The sequence below is a fragment of the Falsochrobactrum tianjinense genome, from assembly GCF_019100495.1.
In the GTDB taxonomy this organism is placed as follows: Bacteria; Pseudomonadota; Alphaproteobacteria; order Rhizobiales; family Rhizobiaceae; genus Brucella; species Brucella tianjinense.
The window spans coordinates 807,542-824,371 of the sequence record NZ_JAHRVA010000001.1 but is presented as its reverse complement, the minus strand read 5'-3'; the positions used below and the strand labels follow the sequence as shown (position 1 = coordinate 824,371).

Sequence of the window (16,830 nt, the reverse complement as noted above, 5' to 3'; positions counted from 1 at the left end):
CCTTCATGCGCGCGGCTGATAGCCGACCGCATCGCGTTTTTCGTCATCAGTCAGGAACGGGGCCTCGGACACGCGCCGCCAGAGGGATTCGCGTTCCAGCGACAGGCCCTCGATCCGGTCCACATCATGTTCGAGCCGCAGATCACCGCCGAACAATGGCCCCAGCCAGCCGCCAAATGCCTTTGCCGTGCGGTCGATCAGCGGCAGCACGGTCAGGCGATAAAAGGCGCGATTGGCTTCGGCATAATTGGCGTAGGTATTATCGCCGGGAATGCCCAGCAGCATGGGCGGCACGCCGAAGGCCAGCGCAATATCGCGGGCGGCGCTGTTCTTGGCCTGAATGAAATCCATGTCCTGCGGACTGTAACCCATGGCTTTCCAGTCGAGCCCGCCCTCCAGAAGCAAGGGGCGCCCCGCCCCCGATGCCCCGGTATAGCCGTCTTCAAGCTCTGCCTTGAGACGCTCGAACTGCTCTTCCGTCAGATTGCCACCATCCTTTGGCGCATAGACCAGCGCGCCGGACGGTCGTGCTGAATTATCGAGCAAAGCCTTGTTCCATGCGCCCGCCGCATTATGAATATCGAGCGCCATGAGGGCTGCTTCGAGCGGCGGAAAACCATAGTGGTCATCCAGCGGATGAAACAGTTTGAGATGCAGCCCCGTGGGTGCTGAACCAGCCAGCGAAACCGCCCTGCCCGACGAGCCGAAACGATAGACGAGCGACAGCGGCCAGCCATCGCTTGCGGTTTCCAGCGTCACACGCTCGGGCCGGAGCAAATGCAGCTCGAACCGGCCGCTGGGCAGGTCGACCCGCTCGACATAGGCATTGCCGGAAATCAGCAGATGCCCGTAAAGCCGCTCGAAAAAGCTGCTGCCATCGACACCTGCCTGCGGCCGCGCAATCAGATCGAGCAGCGGGTGGATTTCGTGCTCCGTGGCCCCTTCATATAACAGCCAGGGCACATTGCTTGCTGCTTCCGCGATCAGGCGCACACAACGATGCGCCACCGGATTGCGCATAAAGCCCTCGCGGGCCAATGTCGTATAATCACGCGCGATCCACGATGCGCCGCGCTCGACATGCAGCGCCACGAACCCGGTCGCCATTTTGGTCTGCCGCTGCGCATGAGAATGCGAGGCTGCGTTCGCGGCGCTTTTGCGCCACGGCCAATTCCACGCCATATGTTGGCTCTCCAATTTTAATTCAGTTGTCAGCCGAAGCGCCGGACGCGCGGCTTGCGCTCCGCACCGAGCATGAGTTCGCCCAAGGCCCAGACCAGCGCATCGAGCCGGTCGGGCGAACGCCCGCTGGACAAACCTTCGGGCGCAAAATCACACATTTCATCTTCCAGCGCCGAAAAGCGTCCGGCATGGCGCACCCGGTCCTGCTCGTAAAGTGCCGCGACCGGCTCGGCCCGCAGCCATTTGCCCCGCGAGGCGCGCCGCATCAAAACCGGCACCGACGCATCTTCCGCCGAAAGCACGGCGGCGACCATTTCACCGCCCTGATTGACTTCGGCCAATATCGCATCCGCCTCATAGGCATGATAAAGCGCGATAGCCCGGCGCGCCCATTGATGCGGCTTGGCCATTTCCATGCTTTCATCCGCCAGCACATGGCCAAACCCGTTTTCGTCGATACCAGCCACGACAATGCCGCAGGCATCCGACGCCTTGCCCGATGAGGCAGGCGGATCGACCGCCACCAGAATACGGACCAATGGTGGTGCTGCCTGCTCGAAACATTGCTCGATGCGCTCGCGCGACCACAATGCGCCTGCGCGTTCCTCGATCAGTTCGCCGTCGAGTTCCTGCCGCCCCAGCCGGGTCCCGGCATATCGCTGGTTGATAGTCTGCATGAAGCCATCGGCCAGATGCGCGGCATTCTCGGCAGTGCGCATATGGGTCATGGAAACCGAAGCATCGGTCATCAATGTTTTCAACAATGGCACTGCGCGCGGTGTCGTCGTCACCACCTGCCGGGGCCGCTGGCCCAGACGCAGGCCAAATTGCAGCATGTCCCATGTTTCCTGCGGACGTTTCCATTTCGCCAGTTCGTCGCACCATGCCGCATCGAACTGGGGACCACGCAAACCATCGGGGTCTTCCGAGGAATAAAGCGACGCCACCGCGCCATTGTCCCATAAAAGTCGCCGCCGCGTGGCCTCATAGCGCGGGCGTGCAATACGCGAGACGGACAGAATGCCCGACGGGCCATCCACCATCACCTCGCGCGCATCGGCAAAGGTTTCACCGACCAATGCAATATGACCGCTTGGCCGGGCGGCAAAGGGCATCAGCCCCAGCGCCATTCCCGACACCCATTCGGCACCTGCCCGCGTCTTGCCCGAACCGCGCCCGCCCAGAATAAGCCAGACCCGCCAGTCACCGGCGGGCGGCAATTGCGCATCACGCGCCCTTATCAGCCATTCGTTTTCCGCCGCCAATATCTGCCTTTGCGTCAAGCCCGCCGCCCAGGATTTCCCGCGCGCGCCTTTGTGCAAGTTCTTCAATTCTCCTGTCTATACGTGCCAGCACCTGCCGCAGTTCGCTCAGGCTCACCACCGTTCCGGCATTCTCCTCCTGACGGGAAGAGCCGGTTTCAGAGGCAAGCTCACCAACCGTCTTCACGGCCCGCGCCAGCGCCATCAAGGCTTCCGCCTTGCTTTTATCGGGCAATTCCTCGCCCTCGATGAGCTTGCGGAGTTCCGCCTGCAAACGCTCAAGCGCATGATCCGCAGCCGTCGGCATATTGAGCTTGTCCGCCTCCAGCTTCAGGCGGCGGACGCGGTCCCGATATCCTTTCTCGGAAAGGCCCAGGACCTCTGCGATTTGCGCAATTTCTATGGCGTGTTTCATTTGCAGGCGAAAAGCCAGCCTGACCCGCGCCTCACGGCGCTCGTCTCCTTTTGCGATTTTCAATTGCAATATCCAAAGGCTACCCCGTTTCCTGCTTTGCTCCATGTCCTCGACTTTGCGGGATATGCTTTCGCATCAAAAAGCAAAACCCCGAAAGCCATCAGGTTTCCGGGGGCAATACTTCGCCAATATCAGCCGGGGGGTCGAAGCTGTATCGGCCTCAGCCGCAATTTCTCGACTGTGCCTTATAGCTATCAAACGACCGTTACGCAGTCAAGGACTATTTTCCTATTCTTGATTTTTTTCCCATTATTTTTTGCAATATCCGTTTACCAATTAAGATAAGTTATAGCTTACTAATCTGCTATGATTGCGGGGCAAATCTTGCCCGTATCCACATTCAGAGGGTGCCGAAGTCATCGTTCATGCGTAAACCGGCTGACAAAGATTCTGGGAAGAACAAGCGCAGGCCCTTCCGGGTTTCGCGACTGATCGGACTTGACGCATGGATCGATTCGGCGCTCTACAATCTGCGTTTTACCTTGCGCGAAGGATGGGAAAACATCACCATCCTTTCCAATCGCCTGCGCGTGAAGGGCTTTCGGCGTTTCGTCATTGAAGTTCTGGATGAAGGGTTTACGCTCGGCGTTATCGGCGCGGTGTTCATGCTGGCGCTTGCATTGCCTGCTTTCGAGGAAACCAAGAAAGACTGGCGCTCGCAGGACGATTATGCGGTGACGTTTCTCGACCGCTACGGCAACGAGATCGGCCAGCGCGGCATCCTGCACCGGCAGGCCGTACCGATAGACGAATTGCCCGATCATGTCGTCAAGGCGGTTCTGGGCACCGAGGATCGCCGTTTTTTTGATCACTACGGCATCGACTTCTGGGGGTTGACCCGCGCGCTCAACCAGAATCTGCGCGCCAATGGCGTCGTACAGGGCGGCTCCACGATTACGCAGCAGCTGGCCAAGAACCTGTTCCTCTCCAATGAACGCACCATCGAGCGCAAGATCAAGGAAGCCTTTCTTGCGCTTTGGCTGGAAAGCAATCTGAGCAAGAAGGAAATCCTGCAACTTTATCTCGACCGCGCCTATATGGGCGGCGGCACTTTCGGGATTGCTGCGGCTTCGGAATTTTATTTCGGCAAGAACGTCAAGGATGTCTCCCTTGCAGAAGCGGCCATGCTGGCGGGGCTTTTCAAGGCCCCGGCAAAATTTGCGCCGCATATCAATCTTCCAGCGGCGCGTGCACGCGCCAATGTCGTGCTGTCCAACATGGTCGAAAGCGGTTTCATGAGCGATGGGCAGGTTGCGGTCGCGCGCCGTAACCCGGCCAACATCATCGACCGGGCCAAGAATGAAAGTCCGGATTATTTCCTCGACTGGGCCTTTGAAAAAGTAAAGCAGATCGCAAGCGATATTCCGCAGCACACATTGATCGTGCGCACCACGCTCGATCGCAATCTCCAGAAGGCAGCCGAAGAATCGCTGGAATTTCATCTTCGGCAATTTGGCCAGGAGTATGATGTTTCTCAAGCCGCGACTGTCGTGCTGGCCAATGACGGCTCTGTGCGCGCGCTCGTTGGCGGGCGCGATTATGGCGAAAGCCAGTTCAACCGGGCGACCAGCGCATTGCGTCAGGCCGGCTCCTCCTTCAAGCCCTATGTTTTTGCCGCAGCCATGGAAAAGGGGCTGACCCCCAGCACAGTAATTTCCGACGGGCCGATCAGCTGGGGCAACTGGTCGCCGCGCAATTATGGCCGCAGTTTTGCCGGGCGCGTTGATCTGACGACGGCACTGGTGCGCTCGCTCAACAGCGTGCCGGTCAGGCTCGCGCGCGACTATCTCACCACAGCTCCCATAGTCGCGCTGACCAAAGCCATGGGGGTGGAATCGCCTATTTCATCGCACAAGACCATGGTGCTGGGTACATCTGAAATGACGGTGATGGATCAGGCGACCGGCTTCAACGTATTTCCCAATGGCGGCATGGCGGGCAACCGACATGCCTTCACCCAGATCGTTGCAACAGATGGGAAAGTTTTGTGGGATTATCGGCGCGATGCTCCCAAGCCACACCGCGCTCTGAGCGAAAAAGCAGCTTATGAGATGAACTCCATGCTGGTGCAGGTGCCTGAGCGCGGCACGGCCCGTCGGGCGGCGCTGCAGATGACGCGCGTGGGCGGAAAGACCGGTACGACGCAGGATTATCGCGATGCATGGTTTGTCGGCTTTACCGGAAATTTCACCGCCGCTGTCTGGTTCGGCAATGATAATTTCACACCGATGAAAAACCTCACCGGCGGCGTGCTTCCAGCCATGGCATGGCAGCGCATGATGAATTATGCCCATCAGAATATCGTGCTCAAACCAATACCGGGGATAGACCCGCCCTTCCCGGCCCAGCCCAAGACTGCGGAACCGAAAGTCGCCGCAACGGGCAAGCCCGACGAGATGATGGCAGCACCGCCGCGTGTTCTTTCGCCCGCGGCCACACAGGCCCTGCGCGAATTGCACGACCGGCTTCTGAATGCGCCGCCGGTGCCAGCACTTGCCGGGCGTACAAAAGTTTCAGTTCTTTGAGTGCGCGATGCTAGAGACCATATCCAAAATTCTGGCGGTACTGGCGGTTGCGCTGGGCGGCGGCATATGGATCACCGATTATACGCTCGATCACTTCGACGGTTTTGGCGAGTTGCAGGTCGGCGGATGGAGCGCCTATCCTGCATCGGGCACGATGGATGCCGACCCCTATTCCAAAGCGCGGGCCGCACGCAAAGCCTCGCTCGCATTGGGCACCGCCGAGGGGCTGGCCTTTTATGCGCGGCGCGACAGCAATGGCCGGGAATTGCAGCGGCGCTGCAATTATCGCTTGAGCGGCTTCACCCCGCCTGCCCGTTTCTGGACGCTTTATCCGGCAAATTCCGACCTCATGCCGATAACACCAAGAGATGGCTTACAGCCGGCGCTGCATTCGCGCGAGATTCTTTATAATGAAGATGGCAGCGTGACGATCGCCGTGGGGCCGGATGCAAGCCCGGATAATTGGCTTGCGGTGGAAGGCAGCGGGCCTTTTGTTCTTGTCATGACACTATACGACACACCTGCGGCAAGTTCATCCGGCCTTGCCGATCTCGTCATGCCACGCCTTTTGCCTGCTCCCGGTCAGGGGGATGCGTGCCGTGGCTAAGATATTACACCTGCTTCTCCTCGGACTTGCTGGCGCCGCAATCGTGCATATCGCCGTTCTACTGCTTGTTCCCCTCTATTCAGACAAAAACGCCTGGTCACATATGGAAATATTGGGCGACGCCTATCGTTTCCATCATCTGGGCGAACAGGCAGGCGTGGTCAGTAATCCCGACCCGCTGATTGCGCAGGCGGCCTGCCGTTTCGATCTAGCCGATGGGCCTGTGCAGATCGCCACCAGGGGCACCCCGCCCTTTTGGTCGCTGTCGATCTATGCGCCCAACGGCGACAATCTCTACAGCCTCAACGATAACGTTTCGAATGAGCGCGCGCTTGATCTCATCATCGCCGATCCTATAGGCATGGCGGGCTTGCGCGCCAATGGCCGCCAGAACGACAGCCGCACCATTCTGGTTGAACAGAATATCAGCGAAGGCGCGGTCATATTGCGCGCCTTCGTTCCCGATGCAAGTTGGCAGACCCAAGTACAGCGCTTCTTCGAGAACGCAAGCTGCACAACGTTTGAACTACTCTAACCCCCGATTATCTCACGGTTAATGAGTTGCTAAGGCTTGGTGACTATTATTCAAGCCGCCGGTATTCGGCAGACTATGTAATAGCGTTTGGTTCGGAGCCTACCGGGGTATCTTGCGTGACAAATGACCAGTTCCGCGTTCTGGAGGAGATTTCAGGGAGTCGGGGGCCGTCGAACCCTAATGCGGGCGGCAGCAGCAAGGCGGACGATCTTCTGGTCGCCGCGATAGCCGCCTTTGCGGCCATTACACGTCCCGGACGGCATGACATCCAGCAATTCCAAGATCTGGCCCTGCCGCTTCTGCAAAGCGCAACCACGCGCGGCAAGCGTCAGGCGGCCAATGCGCTGGCCTCGCTGGAAAACGCTCCGCGTCATCTTCTGCTGGCATTGTCCAATGAACCGGTGGAGATTTCCGCCCCTTTGCTTTTGCGCTCGCCCCTGCTGCGCCCCGCCGATTTGATCGACATAATCGGCAGGCACGGGCTGCTGCATGCGCGCGCCATTGCGCGCCGTCAATCCGCCGATACGCTGCTCAAACAAGTGTTGGGCAGTTTCGCCGATCCGGTCATCGACCGCCTGCTCAAGTTGCAGGAAAATCTCGCCAATCTGGAGACGGAGCAGTTGGAAACGCCTGCGCCCGCCTCCCTTTCTGAGGATGAAGCGCGCCACGCGGCAAGCCGTTCTGACCAGATGGCATTCTCTTTACAACAACCATTGCTGAGTTCAGGCGCAACTTCTGGAGTCGATCATCTGATCGATACCGCCTTGTTGATCGACGACCAGATTTTCCGCACTGCACTTGCCGATGCGCTCGATCTGTCCTTTGAGCGCGCCGATGCGATCATCGGACAATGGCCCAATACCTACCTGCCGATCGCGCTGCGCGCACTCGGTCTTTCCTCATCGGAATGCTATCTCGTCATGACTTCGGTTCTGGGACCGATTGATGCCAATCGCGAAAATCTGCGCGAATTCGTTCATATGTACCGCTCCATCGATCGCGAAAAAGCCGTGACGCTGCTTCGGCGCTGGAAAGCCGACGACATGTCAAAACTGCTGCGCAGCAAATTGCGGGAAATGGCGCAGGCGCACAATAGTGCGTCGGCGGAGAAAAGCGCCACTTTCGACGGACACGGCGTGCATTCTTTAAGCTAAGCCCCCCTCGCCTTCCGCTATCGAAAACAGGCGGGCGGGATCGGCTATATCTTCCAGCTCGATAAGCCAAAGATCAGGATCGAAGCGGATTTCGCGTTCCATGCGCGCCGCTGCCGTCTCGTCGTCGGCATCGCGAAGGATGCACGCAAACATGCGTTCGCCGTTATTATCATCTTCATAGGAGGTTTGCGGAGCAGGCGAATAAAGGTCACATATGCCATGACGCGAGCCGAGCTTGATGAAGATCGCACCCGCTTCCATAGCGCCGCGCCGGACGAGGTACGCAAACCCTCCTTCGCCCTGCACCCTGCGAATCAATGCCGAAACCCAGAAATCCGACGTCAGGCGCATGATCTGTCCCGCATCAGCTAATGAGGCCAATCTCGCGCATCTTGCCGATCAGTACGGCATCGATTTCGCCAGTCATGGGTAAGCCGAAAAGCTTCTGGAATTCGCGGACCGCTTCCTGCGTGGATTTACCTGGAACACCGTCCACGCTTACCCTGTCGTTGCCGAAAGCCTTCAACCCTGCCTGCACACGCACGATATCCTGCGACGAGACCTTGGCCTGCTGTTGCGCGGCGGGAACCAGCTCGGGCGGTTTGCGTTCCGGCGTCACCTTGCTTTGCAGCGAAGCCAGATCGGGCGCGCGCTTTGCGGGCGCTTCCTTTACAGCGACAACAGGCTGCGGACGCGGGACCGGCACGACAAATTCCCCGGATTTTTGCATAATCTTCGCCACATCGTCCTGCTTTGAATCGCGGGACGCAAATACAGCATTTCTTCCGGGCGCAGGCTTTTTCTGCATCACGCCCAGTTTTGCCTGAAGCCCCTGCCAGCGCTCGACTGCCTCGCGGGTCTGCGGGCCAGAAAATCCATCGACCTGCCCTTTATATATGCCCAGCGTCGACAGTCTTTGCTGCAAGCGCGCGATTTCCAGGTCGGCGTTGGGTGCAAGGGCAGGGAGCATTTCATCAATCGAGCCGGTAACTTGCAGTCGGTCGGGTGACAAACCAGCAAGTTCCTGCGATGGCTCCATATCCTGCAACACAGTAGCGACACTTTTTGCAGGTTCTGCCGGTTTTTCCACGGCATGCTCCGCTGCCATCGTGCTGGGCAGGGTCGCTCGCGGCGTCGCCTTGAATATGAAATCCGACCGCGTCTTGAAGAAGACGGCATCGTGGGCCTGCGGCTGGTACCAGAGCGCATTGGCCGAAACGAAACCCATCACCACTGCAAAGGCAGTCGCGCCGCCAGTCAGGACCGGATTGCGCACGATGAAATTGCCGGCAATGATCGCCAGCGCCGAAGCGGAATTGAAAAAAAGCTGGAACAGGCGACGACCGGGACTACGCCGTTTTACGGGTTTGCGCATGGCCCTCTTTCCGGTTTTCGTCTTTCTGCCATTCGTCATGCCGTTCTCCCTGGTGACGGTGCATGTCGATCACCGTGCCAAGCTGCCGATCATCCTCTCCCAAAGGATCACATTGGTGTTTGTTCTGGTTTTGCGGACCTGCGACGGGCAGTTGAATGGTTACAACCGTTCCCTCGCCCACGCTGCTTTTAAGCTTCATCGAGCCTTGATGCAATTCCACAAGCCCCTTGACCACAGACAGGCCAAGGCCGCTCCCCTCCTGTGCGCGCGTATAGCTGTTGTCGGCGCGCGTGAAAGGCGTTCCGATGCGCTGCAAATCTTCCGGCGCGATGCCGATGCCCGTATCCGAGACGCAGATTTCGAGCATGGCGCGACCATCGGTCAGGACCCTCGCCGCATCGATGGTGACGCAGCCGCCCGGCTCGGTGAATTTGACAGCGTTCGCGGCAAGGTTGATCAAAATCTGCTGGACTGCCCGGCGATCCGCCATCACCTCGCCTACAGCCGTATTGACACGGTGACAGAAGGCGATGCCCTTCTTTTCCGCCTGCGGCAACATTACCGAAGTGCACATATCGACCGCCTCGCGGAACCCAAAACTGCATGGTTCGATGCGATAGGTGCCTTCTTCCAGTCGCGAATTATCGAGCACTGAATTGACCAGTTCGAGCAGATAATGGCCCGACTGGTGAATAAGCCCGGCATATTCACGCTGCTTTTCATTCTCCAGACGACAACCCATGCCCTGGGCCATCTCATGAGAAAGCATATCGGAAAAGCCGATGATCGAATTGAGCGGCGTGCGCAACTCATGGCTGACCGTCGCCAGAAGCCGCCCCTTGCCGATCCGTTCCGCTTCGAGTTCCGATTTCAGCGTATCAATCTGCCGAATGAGATCCTGCTCGCCTTCCAGCGAACGTCCGACCAGCACGATTGTGTCATCCACGCAGGCACCCTCCAGCCGGTAGCCGAGGAAAACCGGGCTGCCATTTTCAATGGAGCGCAGGCGGATATCCGCCGTATGGGCGGTCGAGCCGCAGCGTAGATCTGCAAGCAAGGAGAGATATTGCACGCGGTCGGCCACATGCACGCGATCAATCAGCGCAACACCTTCCAGCATTTTTGGCTGAACGCCAAGCAGAGCAGCTGTCTGATCATCGATATTCTGCAAGACGCCCTCAAAATCCATGACGATGCGCACATCGCCCTTAGGCAGCATGGGGGCAAGCACGGAACTGGCGGGTGCGGCCTGTTGCGTCGCAGTTCTGGTATTGAAACTACGGGTGATGAGGCTCGCGGTATAAAGAACCAGCACAACGACGGAAACAAGTGAGCCGCCGGAAATCGCGCCGCCGCTTCTGATGGCAAAAAATGCGAGAATAAGCGCCGCCGTCCCGACGCCCGCTCCTACGACGGAGCGCTTGCGGCTTGCAAACCAGATTTCAAGCGGCAACGCCGCCGTTATAAGCCAGAGCGCGGCGTTGTCATGGGCGAGAAAACCGAGTGCGGCCAGACCGGCTGCATAGACGGTAAAATTGAGCACAATCAGAAAAGATGCGGGCAGTCCCATGAGACCGAGCGCGCTAAAAATCATCGCCATTCCGGCAAGGCTTGCTGCGAGAATGGCCAGCTCGGCAAAGCCCGTGGCCGCGCTGGAGGCGAGAACCGCTGCGAACAGGAGAACAGGCATCAATATCAGCGAGGTCTTATCCGCCCGATGCCGGCAGAAATCGTCATGAAAGCGCGCAAAAGCCTGCACGAAGGTGCTGCGGATTTCGGCTGCTTTCAAAAAAATGGCTTTCAATGTGCTTTACTCACTCACTAATCTGCGGACTGCCGGGATCAATCCGGTTTTCCTGACGTCAGATTGCAGGCGAGGCTTTAAAGAAACGATAAAGCAAAGCCATTCGGTGCGCCGTGCGGCTGAATATGGGTCTTTGAGGCGTAGCTTTTGTCGCTATGGTAAACAGAAGATGGACAGGCACCCGCTTTTCTGGGAAGCGCAGGCAGGCCGTCCGAATCGCTCCGGTTACGAAATCTTTTCTATTCAAGCACAGACTGTACCCATCGATCGATCAACACAGGCGCATAATCCGCGAGCACAATGATCCGCTTTGTTCTCAAATCTGCATTCTGGCTGTCGCTGGCATTTCTCATAATGCCGCACTTCCTGCCAGCGGAACCGGAAAGCGAAACGCAGCAACAAGCCGCGCCGGTTGAGGGCAAAACCGAGCGTGACCAGATCGGTGATCTGTTGGCCAGCGGCAAGACCGCCGTCGAGATTGGCAAGCTCTGCATAGATAATCCGCCGCTTTGCGAGGGCGGGCAGTCCTTTCTTGCCAGCACAGGACGCCAATTGCTCGCAAATAGCGGTGCAATGCTCGACTATCTGAGCAGCCATTTCAGTTCAACACAGAAACAGACAGCCCTTCCTGCTCCGACGAAGCGGGAATTCATCCCGATTCCGACGCCGCGCGAAAGCGCATTGCATCAAATCCGCGCACAGCGTTGAGCTTTTCCGTGACCTCGCCTGCTTTTATACCTATATAGGCTACATACCCGATAGCGACGGAATTTCAGGCGAATATCATGACCACCACAATCGATAACATCATGTCCGATTTCGAATTTCTCGACGATTGGGAAGATCGCTATCGCTATGTGATCGACCTCGGACGAGAATTACCGCCTTACCCGGACGATGCCCGCGACACGGTGCACAAGGTTCAGGGCTGCGTCAGTCAGGTCTGGCTGAAGACGCTGCCGCATGAAGGAGCCGATCCAGTCATCGAATTTCTCGGAGATTCGGATGCGCATATCGTGCGCGGCCTCGTCGCCATCGTGCTTGCGCTTTATTCGGGCCGGAAAGCCTCGGAAATCCTTGCCACCGATCCCGAAGAAGTGCTGCGCAAACTCGGACTTGACGAGCATCTCACGCCGCAGCGCTCAAACGGGTTGCGCGCCATGGTCGCGCGCATTCACCGCGAGGCGGAAGCAGCCAGGGTTTCAGCGTAAAACCTCTTCCACCGAAAGCGCCATCGCCAGCAGATGCCGGTCGGTGCCAGCGCGCGCTGTCAGCATCAGGCCGACAGGCAAAGGCGTGACCGGCATAGGCAGGCTTATGCTGCAAAGATCGAACTGATTGGCGATCTGCGTATTGCGCAGCAACAATGTTTCAACGCGATCATATTCATCCTCATCATTGCTGACCGAAGCTATTGTCGTTGCGGCAATGGGCGTAGTCGGCGTGATAAAAAAATCGATCCCGCGCAGCCGCTCATCCATTTGCCACGCAAGATTTTCGCGCGTGCGCATTAACACCGCATAAGCGTCATCGGATACTTTAATGCGCCTGGAAAGCGTGCTTTTGACCCTGATATCGACATTGGCCGCCAAATCAGGGAGCCAACTGTCAGCATGAACGCGGCTGGCTTCGATCCCGGCTATCGAGCCGATGCGTGTCGCTTCATGCAATTGCAAAATAAGGTCGTCGATCTTAATTTCGACCATATGCGCGCCAGCATCTTCAAGTGCCTTTTTGGCACTCATGAAAGCTGCCGCCACCGGCTCTTCCATATCCTGAAGCAGCAGGCCCTCCGGCACACCAACCTTCCGCCCCGCCAGCGATAGGGCTTCGGGCAGGACCAGCGGTTCTCCCGCCATTGCCGCATCCGCTAAAATGCAATCGGCGACGCTGCCCGCCAAAGGCCCCACCGAATCAAGCGAAGGCGCAAGCGGAAATGCACCCTTGAGCGGAATACGCTGTGCTGTCGGCTTGAAACCCACCACGCCATTCAATGCAGCGGGAATGCGCACCGAACCGCCAGTATCGGAGCCGATGGCGATTTCGCTCGTGCCTTCCGCGACCGATACCGCAGCCCCCGATGAGGAACCGCCGGGGATGCGCGTCGGGTCGATTGCATTGGCCGGAACGCCATAATGCGGATTGAGGCCGACTGCCGTAAATGCAAATTCGGTCATATGAGTCTTGCCGACAATGACGGCCCCGGCGCGACGCAAACGCTCGACGATCAGTGCATCCGTGATTGCAGGAGCGGCTGTCTTGCGAATGGCGGAACCCGCCAGCGTAGGCTCGCCCCCCACATCAAAGAGATCCTTGATCGATACAATGCGCCCATCAAGCGGCCCCAGCGCTTTGCCCTGCGCCATGCGCGCATCGGAAGCATCCGCCTCCTCGCGGGCCGTATCGGCATAGGTCCTGCCGAAAACCTGTTCATCGACTGCGCGCTTTTCCAGCCGCAATAAAATGGTTTCCAACCGATCCCTGCTCTTTTGCATCTTATTCTCCCACACGATCCTCTTGCATTGGCATTCCTGATAAGACATTTCCAGCAAAGAAAAAACTGGTTCGCCGGAAATGCTTCAGCCTCGTTTTTCCTGATGGAGGGACGGACGATAATCATCGCTCCCCCAATGCAGAATCGCATTAGATCGTCGGGGCTGCTCCTGCGGCGGACAATAATGGCGGTGCAGTATTGCAAGAGCGGTTTTGAGCAGCATTTTTGCGGACCGGACTGGCCATTTCCGTTCCCTCTCGACCCTTTCCAGCCCTTTGAGAAAGCAGCAGATATCGATCAGCACTCCGCTCAGTTCCGGCCCGACCGCCGCCAGCGCACGTTCGACCCGCATCCGGCTGGCCAGCGCTATATCGGTGAGCTCGGCCATGCCGCCTGCGCCAGACCGTCCGCCTCCGCTTACGCTCACATCCCAGCGCGATGTGACCGACGGCATCAGCGATCCGCGCGTAAAATCCGCACGCAGACGTTCACCCGCCCGAAACTCGTCTTCCGAAAGAAAGGCTTCGCCATCGGAGCCCTTGCGGCGATAAAGCATGGCAAGGGGCGATTCGCAGGGGTTGATTTCAACCTTTTCGCCTTTCTCCAGTTCTACGGTTTGCGTCTCGCGGGCTGCCGCCCGTGATGGGATTGGCTTGCTTGCGACGCTCTTGCGGCCGCGTTGCGAGAGTGCGATATGCTGCCCCTCAAGGCGCAGCATATCCTTGTTCTGCATGGCTTCTATTTCCATGCGCGAAGCTGCAATGGTGCCCTGCTCCCCCACCAGCAGAACATGAGTTTCGCGAACCGAATCCTGCACCTCGCAGCCGCCCTGTTTCAGGAAACGCATAATTCGCGTCTCGGAAGCTGAAAATCTCATGCTCATGCCGCGATCCTCCATGCTGTAAAAGCGGAATGTACGATCCTTTCAAAAGACGAGATGATAGCGTCGAATTCCTCATCGTCGCGCATATCCTCCACGAGATGGCAGGCGTGCATGACCGTGGTGCGGTCGCGACCGAAGCCGGCGGCTACTTCGCTCATCGCCATGCCGAACGAGGTGTGGGCGACATACATGCCCACCTGCCTGACGCGGGCAACCGCGCGCCTGCCACGCAGAGGCGCACGCAGCTCCACCCCGCTGACCGCGAAAGAGGCTGCGAGCAGATCGATCAGGGCATCGCACAATTCCGTGCTGCTCGCCTGCCGCCTCCGGCTCAAGGCACGGCCGGAATATCCCAGGCTGATTGTTCGCCCATGCCGCGCCGCGATCACTTGCAAAGCCTCGATAGCTTCTGCCCGGTTGTGAATGACGTTCGATAGTTCCAAAGACATTACAGCTTCCTCACATTAATAGGAATATCTTCTTATAATGAGGAAAACGCAAGCGTGGATAAGTTTATTGAAATGGCTTATGCCCAGAGATTAATTAATTATAGGAATATTATCCAACAGCCCGGATATTGAGCGATCCTATCCTCGACGACCCAACACAACCAACGAGGAAAAACAGATGGAAACTGCTCTTAGAACCGCCAAGACAGCTTTTCTCGCCGCCCGCGTCGAGGAGCGCTCGAACGCCATGCAGCGCGCCGCCCTGCAAATCATTGCGGGGATCGACATGGATAAATTACTGATTGCATCGAAGGAGGAGAGGCGGAATGCAAAAGGCAAACTCAACCGTTTGATCGAGCGCGAGCGCCTTAAAGGCATGAATGGTCACTGGAGTTACGATCTCAATCGCCACATCGCGCTCAAACAGGCTCGCGACCGGCTCGCAGACTGAGTTCGGCGTTTGTTTCCAGATGGAATGGCGGTTTCGCAGTGAGGAAGAAACAAAGAAAAAATACGTTGCGCCAACGAATGCCAGCGCAACGTGTTTATGTGATGTTATCGGCGCAATTGTGCCTGATATTCAGAGCGATCAGGCTTCCTTGGGCTTGCGGCCCAGGCCCATCTTCTTGGCAAGGCGCGAGCGCGCAGCCGCATAATTGGGAGCGACCATCGGATAATTGGGATCGAGATCCCACTTCTCGCGATATTGTTCAGGCGTCAGGCCGTAATGGGTCATCAGGTGACGCTTGAGAGACTTGAACTTCTTGCCGTCTTCGAGACAAATAATGTAATCGTCAGTAATCGATTTCTTCGGGCTGATGGCAGGCTTCGGCTTTTCAACGACGACCGGCGCTTCTTCACGTTCGACATGACGCTTGAAAGCAGTATGCACTTCAGCAATCAGCAACGGCAGTTCACTGGCGCGAATCGAATTGTTTCCGACATAGGCGGCGACAACGTCAGCCGTCAGGGTCAAAAGCAGTTCTGCATTCTCATCATGGGTTTCAGGGTTTTCCATTGTTTTTCCTTTTTGGTGTTCTTTTAGCTCAAGCAGATGGCGGCTCAAAAAACTGAACCCCGCCCCACAAATTCCTGTGCGCGAACCAACTTAATCAATCCTGCAATTATCAATGAATATTGCTATTTGCAATAGAATTGTCAAACCACATTACATTAATGGAGATGAACTCTTCTTGAGTGAATTAATACAATGCACTTAAATCGAACTTTTAATCGCTATTAAGCCTGCACAACCGATGATAACCAGAATTTGAGCTTCACCATTTATTGATGAAGAAAGGGACCCAAGCATTTCAGATACCCAACTCCCATACTTCGCAGCTTTTATATGAACAACAAAATTTTCTGCACCAGATATTGCAGCGCAGAGCAAACAAACGCAATTTATTGACTGGGGCTGTGACAGGGAAACGAGGCCGCAAAATGGCCCAACTCGAATATATTTCATTGAGATCAACTCGCATTTAGCCTGTATGCCAATTATATAAAGGAACGGGTTGCAGAGCGGATGCGGGAAGCACGATGCCCCGATGATCCCATTGTCAGCCGCCCCACCCATAGAGAGGATCGAACCATGTCCAATCCTGCCGATCAGACCCGTTCGCTGAAGGTTGTCAAAACTGATGATGAATGGCGCGAGCAACTCACGCCGGTCCAGTACCAGATCACCCGCCAGCATGGCACCGAGCGTGCTTTCTCAAGCCCGAATTTCGACAGTTCGCTCAACGGCGTCTATCGCTGCGTCTGCTGCGATCGCCCGCTATATAGCGCGGAGACGAAATATGAATCAGGTACCGGATGGCCAAGCTTCTACCAGCCAATAGAACCGGATGCTGTTGTAGCCTTCGAAGACCGCTCCTATGGAATGGTGCGCACTGAAATTCGCTGCGCGGATTGCGACGCTCACCTGGGACATGTCTTTCCTGATGGTCCGCCGCCAACCGGCCTTCGTTATTGCATGAACGGACACGCGCTGGTTTTCGATGAAAGCCCAACTTCGTAATTTCGACCACCAAAACTAAACGATCGGGGAGCGGTTCCATACTTCATCAGGCATGGAACCGC

The 16,830-nt window shown here is 57.2% G+C and carries 18 protein-coding genes; 8 read left to right on the top strand and 10 right to left on the bottom strand.

Annotation, left to right across the window (positions count from 1 at the left end; all coding sequences use genetic code 11):
* Positions 1-3 precede the first annotated feature (3 nt).
* Genes KUG47_RS03885 through KUG47_RS03875 form a run of 3 tightly spaced genes read right to left on the bottom strand, consistent with a single transcriptional unit; the run spans position 4 to position 2,922 of the window.
* Complete coding sequence (locus KUG47_RS03885; RefSeq protein ID WP_217676609.1) at positions 4-1,182, bottom strand: phage portal protein; 1,179 nt, start codon at positions 1,180-1,182, stop codon at positions 4-6.
* A gap of 29 nt (positions 1,183-1,211) precedes the next feature.
* A complete protein-coding gene (locus KUG47_RS03880) occupies positions 1,212-2,504 on the bottom strand; it encodes a DNA-packaging protein (RefSeq protein ID WP_422718057.1) in 1,293 nt (430 codons plus the stop codon).
* The gene (locus KUG47_RS03875; RefSeq protein WP_217676608.1) at positions 2,410-2,922 is read right to left on the bottom strand and encodes a hypothetical protein; all 513 of its coding nucleotides are present in this window, start codon (positions 2,920-2,922) and stop codon (positions 2,410-2,412) included. Before KUG47_RS03875 ends, KUG47_RS03880 begins: the two co-directional genes overlap by 95 nt.
* 362 nt (positions 2,923-3,284) lie before the next feature.
* Between KUG47_RS03875 and KUG47_RS03870 the strand changes: the two genes are divergently transcribed.
* The 4 genes from KUG47_RS03870 to KUG47_RS03855 all read left to right on the top strand — a co-directional run bounded on the left by KUG47_RS03870 (position 3,285) and on the right by KUG47_RS03855 (position 7,740).
* Positions 3,285-5,444 carry a transglycosylase domain-containing protein gene (locus KUG47_RS03870; RefSeq protein ID WP_217676607.1) on the top strand — a complete coding sequence of 720 codons (2,160 nt, stop codon included), beginning with the start codon at positions 3,285-3,287 and terminating at the stop codon, positions 5,442-5,444.
* A gap of 7 nt (positions 5,445-5,451) precedes the next feature.
* Positions 5,452-6,051 carry a DUF1214 domain-containing protein gene (locus tag KUG47_RS03865; protein WP_217676606.1) on the top strand — a complete coding sequence of 200 codons (600 nt, stop codon included), beginning with the start codon at positions 5,452-5,454 and terminating at the stop codon, positions 6,049-6,051.
* Positions 6,044-6,586, top strand: coding sequence for a DUF1254 domain-containing protein (locus KUG47_RS03860; protein ID WP_217676605.1), 543 nt, complete (start codon positions 6,044-6,046; stop codon positions 6,584-6,586). The genes KUG47_RS03865 and KUG47_RS03860 overlap by 8 nt, the downstream gene beginning before the upstream one ends.
* A 116-nt stretch (positions 6,587-6,702) precedes the next feature.
* On the top strand, positions 6,703-7,740 hold the full coding sequence (locus KUG47_RS03855) for a DUF2336 domain-containing protein (protein ID WP_340162776.1): 1,038 nt from the start codon (positions 6,703-6,705) through the stop codon (positions 7,738-7,740).
* On the opposite strand, the gene KUG47_RS03850 is transcribed toward KUG47_RS03855, so the two are convergent.
* The 3 genes from KUG47_RS03850 to KUG47_RS03840 are packed head-to-tail and all read right to left on the bottom strand — an operon-like array spanning position 7,732 to position 10,919.
* Positions 7,732-8,091 carry a DUF1491 family protein gene (locus tag KUG47_RS03850; RefSeq protein WP_217676973.1) on the bottom strand — a complete coding sequence of 120 codons (360 nt, stop codon included), beginning with the start codon at positions 8,089-8,091 and terminating at the stop codon, positions 7,732-7,734. The genes KUG47_RS03855 and KUG47_RS03850 overlap by 9 nt on opposite strands.
* Before the next feature lie 13 nt (positions 8,092-8,104).
* Complete coding sequence (locus KUG47_RS03845) at positions 8,105-9,115, bottom strand: peptidoglycan-binding domain-containing protein (protein WP_217676604.1); 1,011 nt, start codon at positions 9,113-9,115, stop codon at positions 8,105-8,107.
* The gene (locus tag KUG47_RS03840) at positions 9,090-10,919 is read right to left on the bottom strand and encodes an ATP-binding protein (RefSeq protein ID WP_422718048.1); all 1,830 of its coding nucleotides are present in this window, start codon (positions 10,917-10,919) and stop codon (positions 9,090-9,092) included. The genes KUG47_RS03845 and KUG47_RS03840 overlap by 26 nt, the downstream gene beginning before the upstream one ends.
* Before the next feature lie 300 nt (positions 10,920-11,219).
* On the opposite strand from KUG47_RS03840, the gene KUG47_RS03835 reads away from it, so the two are divergent.
* Both KUG47_RS03835 and KUG47_RS03830 read left to right on the top strand, forming a co-directional pair.
* Positions 11,220-11,627, top strand: coding sequence for a hypothetical protein (locus tag KUG47_RS03835; protein ID WP_217676603.1), 408 nt, complete (start codon positions 11,220-11,222; stop codon positions 11,625-11,627).
* A gap of 77 nt (positions 11,628-11,704) precedes the next feature.
* The gene (locus KUG47_RS03830) at positions 11,705-12,130 is read left to right on the top strand and encodes a SufE family protein (RefSeq protein WP_217676602.1); all 426 of its coding nucleotides are present in this window, start codon (positions 11,705-11,707) and stop codon (positions 12,128-12,130) included.
* Here KUG47_RS03830 and KUG47_RS03825 read toward each other — a convergent pair.
* From KUG47_RS03825 to KUG47_RS03815, 3 genes are all read right to left on the bottom strand, one after another.
* On the bottom strand, positions 12,122-13,414 hold the full coding sequence (locus tag KUG47_RS03825) for an amidase (RefSeq protein WP_217676601.1): 1,293 nt from the start codon (positions 13,412-13,414) through the stop codon (positions 12,122-12,124). The genes KUG47_RS03830 and KUG47_RS03825 overlap by 9 nt on opposite strands.
* 84 nt (positions 13,415-13,498) lie before the next feature.
* Complete coding sequence (locus KUG47_RS03820; protein WP_217676600.1) at positions 13,499-14,296, bottom strand: DUF6456 domain-containing protein; 798 nt, start codon at positions 14,294-14,296, stop codon at positions 13,499-13,501.
* Positions 14,293-14,739, bottom strand: coding sequence for a helix-turn-helix domain-containing protein (locus KUG47_RS03815; protein WP_217676971.1), 447 nt, complete (start codon positions 14,737-14,739; stop codon positions 14,293-14,295). The genes KUG47_RS03820 and KUG47_RS03815 overlap by 4 nt, the downstream gene beginning before the upstream one ends.
* A gap of 184 nt (positions 14,740-14,923) precedes the next feature.
* On the opposite strand from KUG47_RS03815, the gene KUG47_RS03810 reads away from it, so the two are divergent.
* Positions 14,924-15,196 carry a cytoplasmic protein gene (locus tag KUG47_RS03810; protein WP_217676599.1) on the top strand — a complete coding sequence of 91 codons (273 nt, stop codon included), beginning with the start codon at positions 14,924-14,926 and terminating at the stop codon, positions 15,194-15,196.
* A 138-nt stretch (positions 15,197-15,334) separates the two neighbouring features.
* Here the strand turns inward: KUG47_RS03810 and KUG47_RS03805 are convergent, their stop codons facing one another.
* On the bottom strand, positions 15,335-15,763 hold the full coding sequence (locus KUG47_RS03805; protein ID WP_217676598.1) for a Ros/MucR family transcriptional regulator: 429 nt from the start codon (positions 15,761-15,763) through the stop codon (positions 15,335-15,337).
* A gap of 576 nt (positions 15,764-16,339) precedes the next feature.
* Between KUG47_RS03805 and msrB the strand changes: the two genes are divergently transcribed.
* Entirely contained in the window at positions 16,340-16,768 is a 429-nt protein-coding gene (gene msrB, locus KUG47_RS03800) for a peptide-methionine (R)-S-oxide reductase MsrB (RefSeq protein ID WP_217676597.1), read from the top strand.
* Positions 16,769-16,830: the final 62 nt, after the last annotated feature.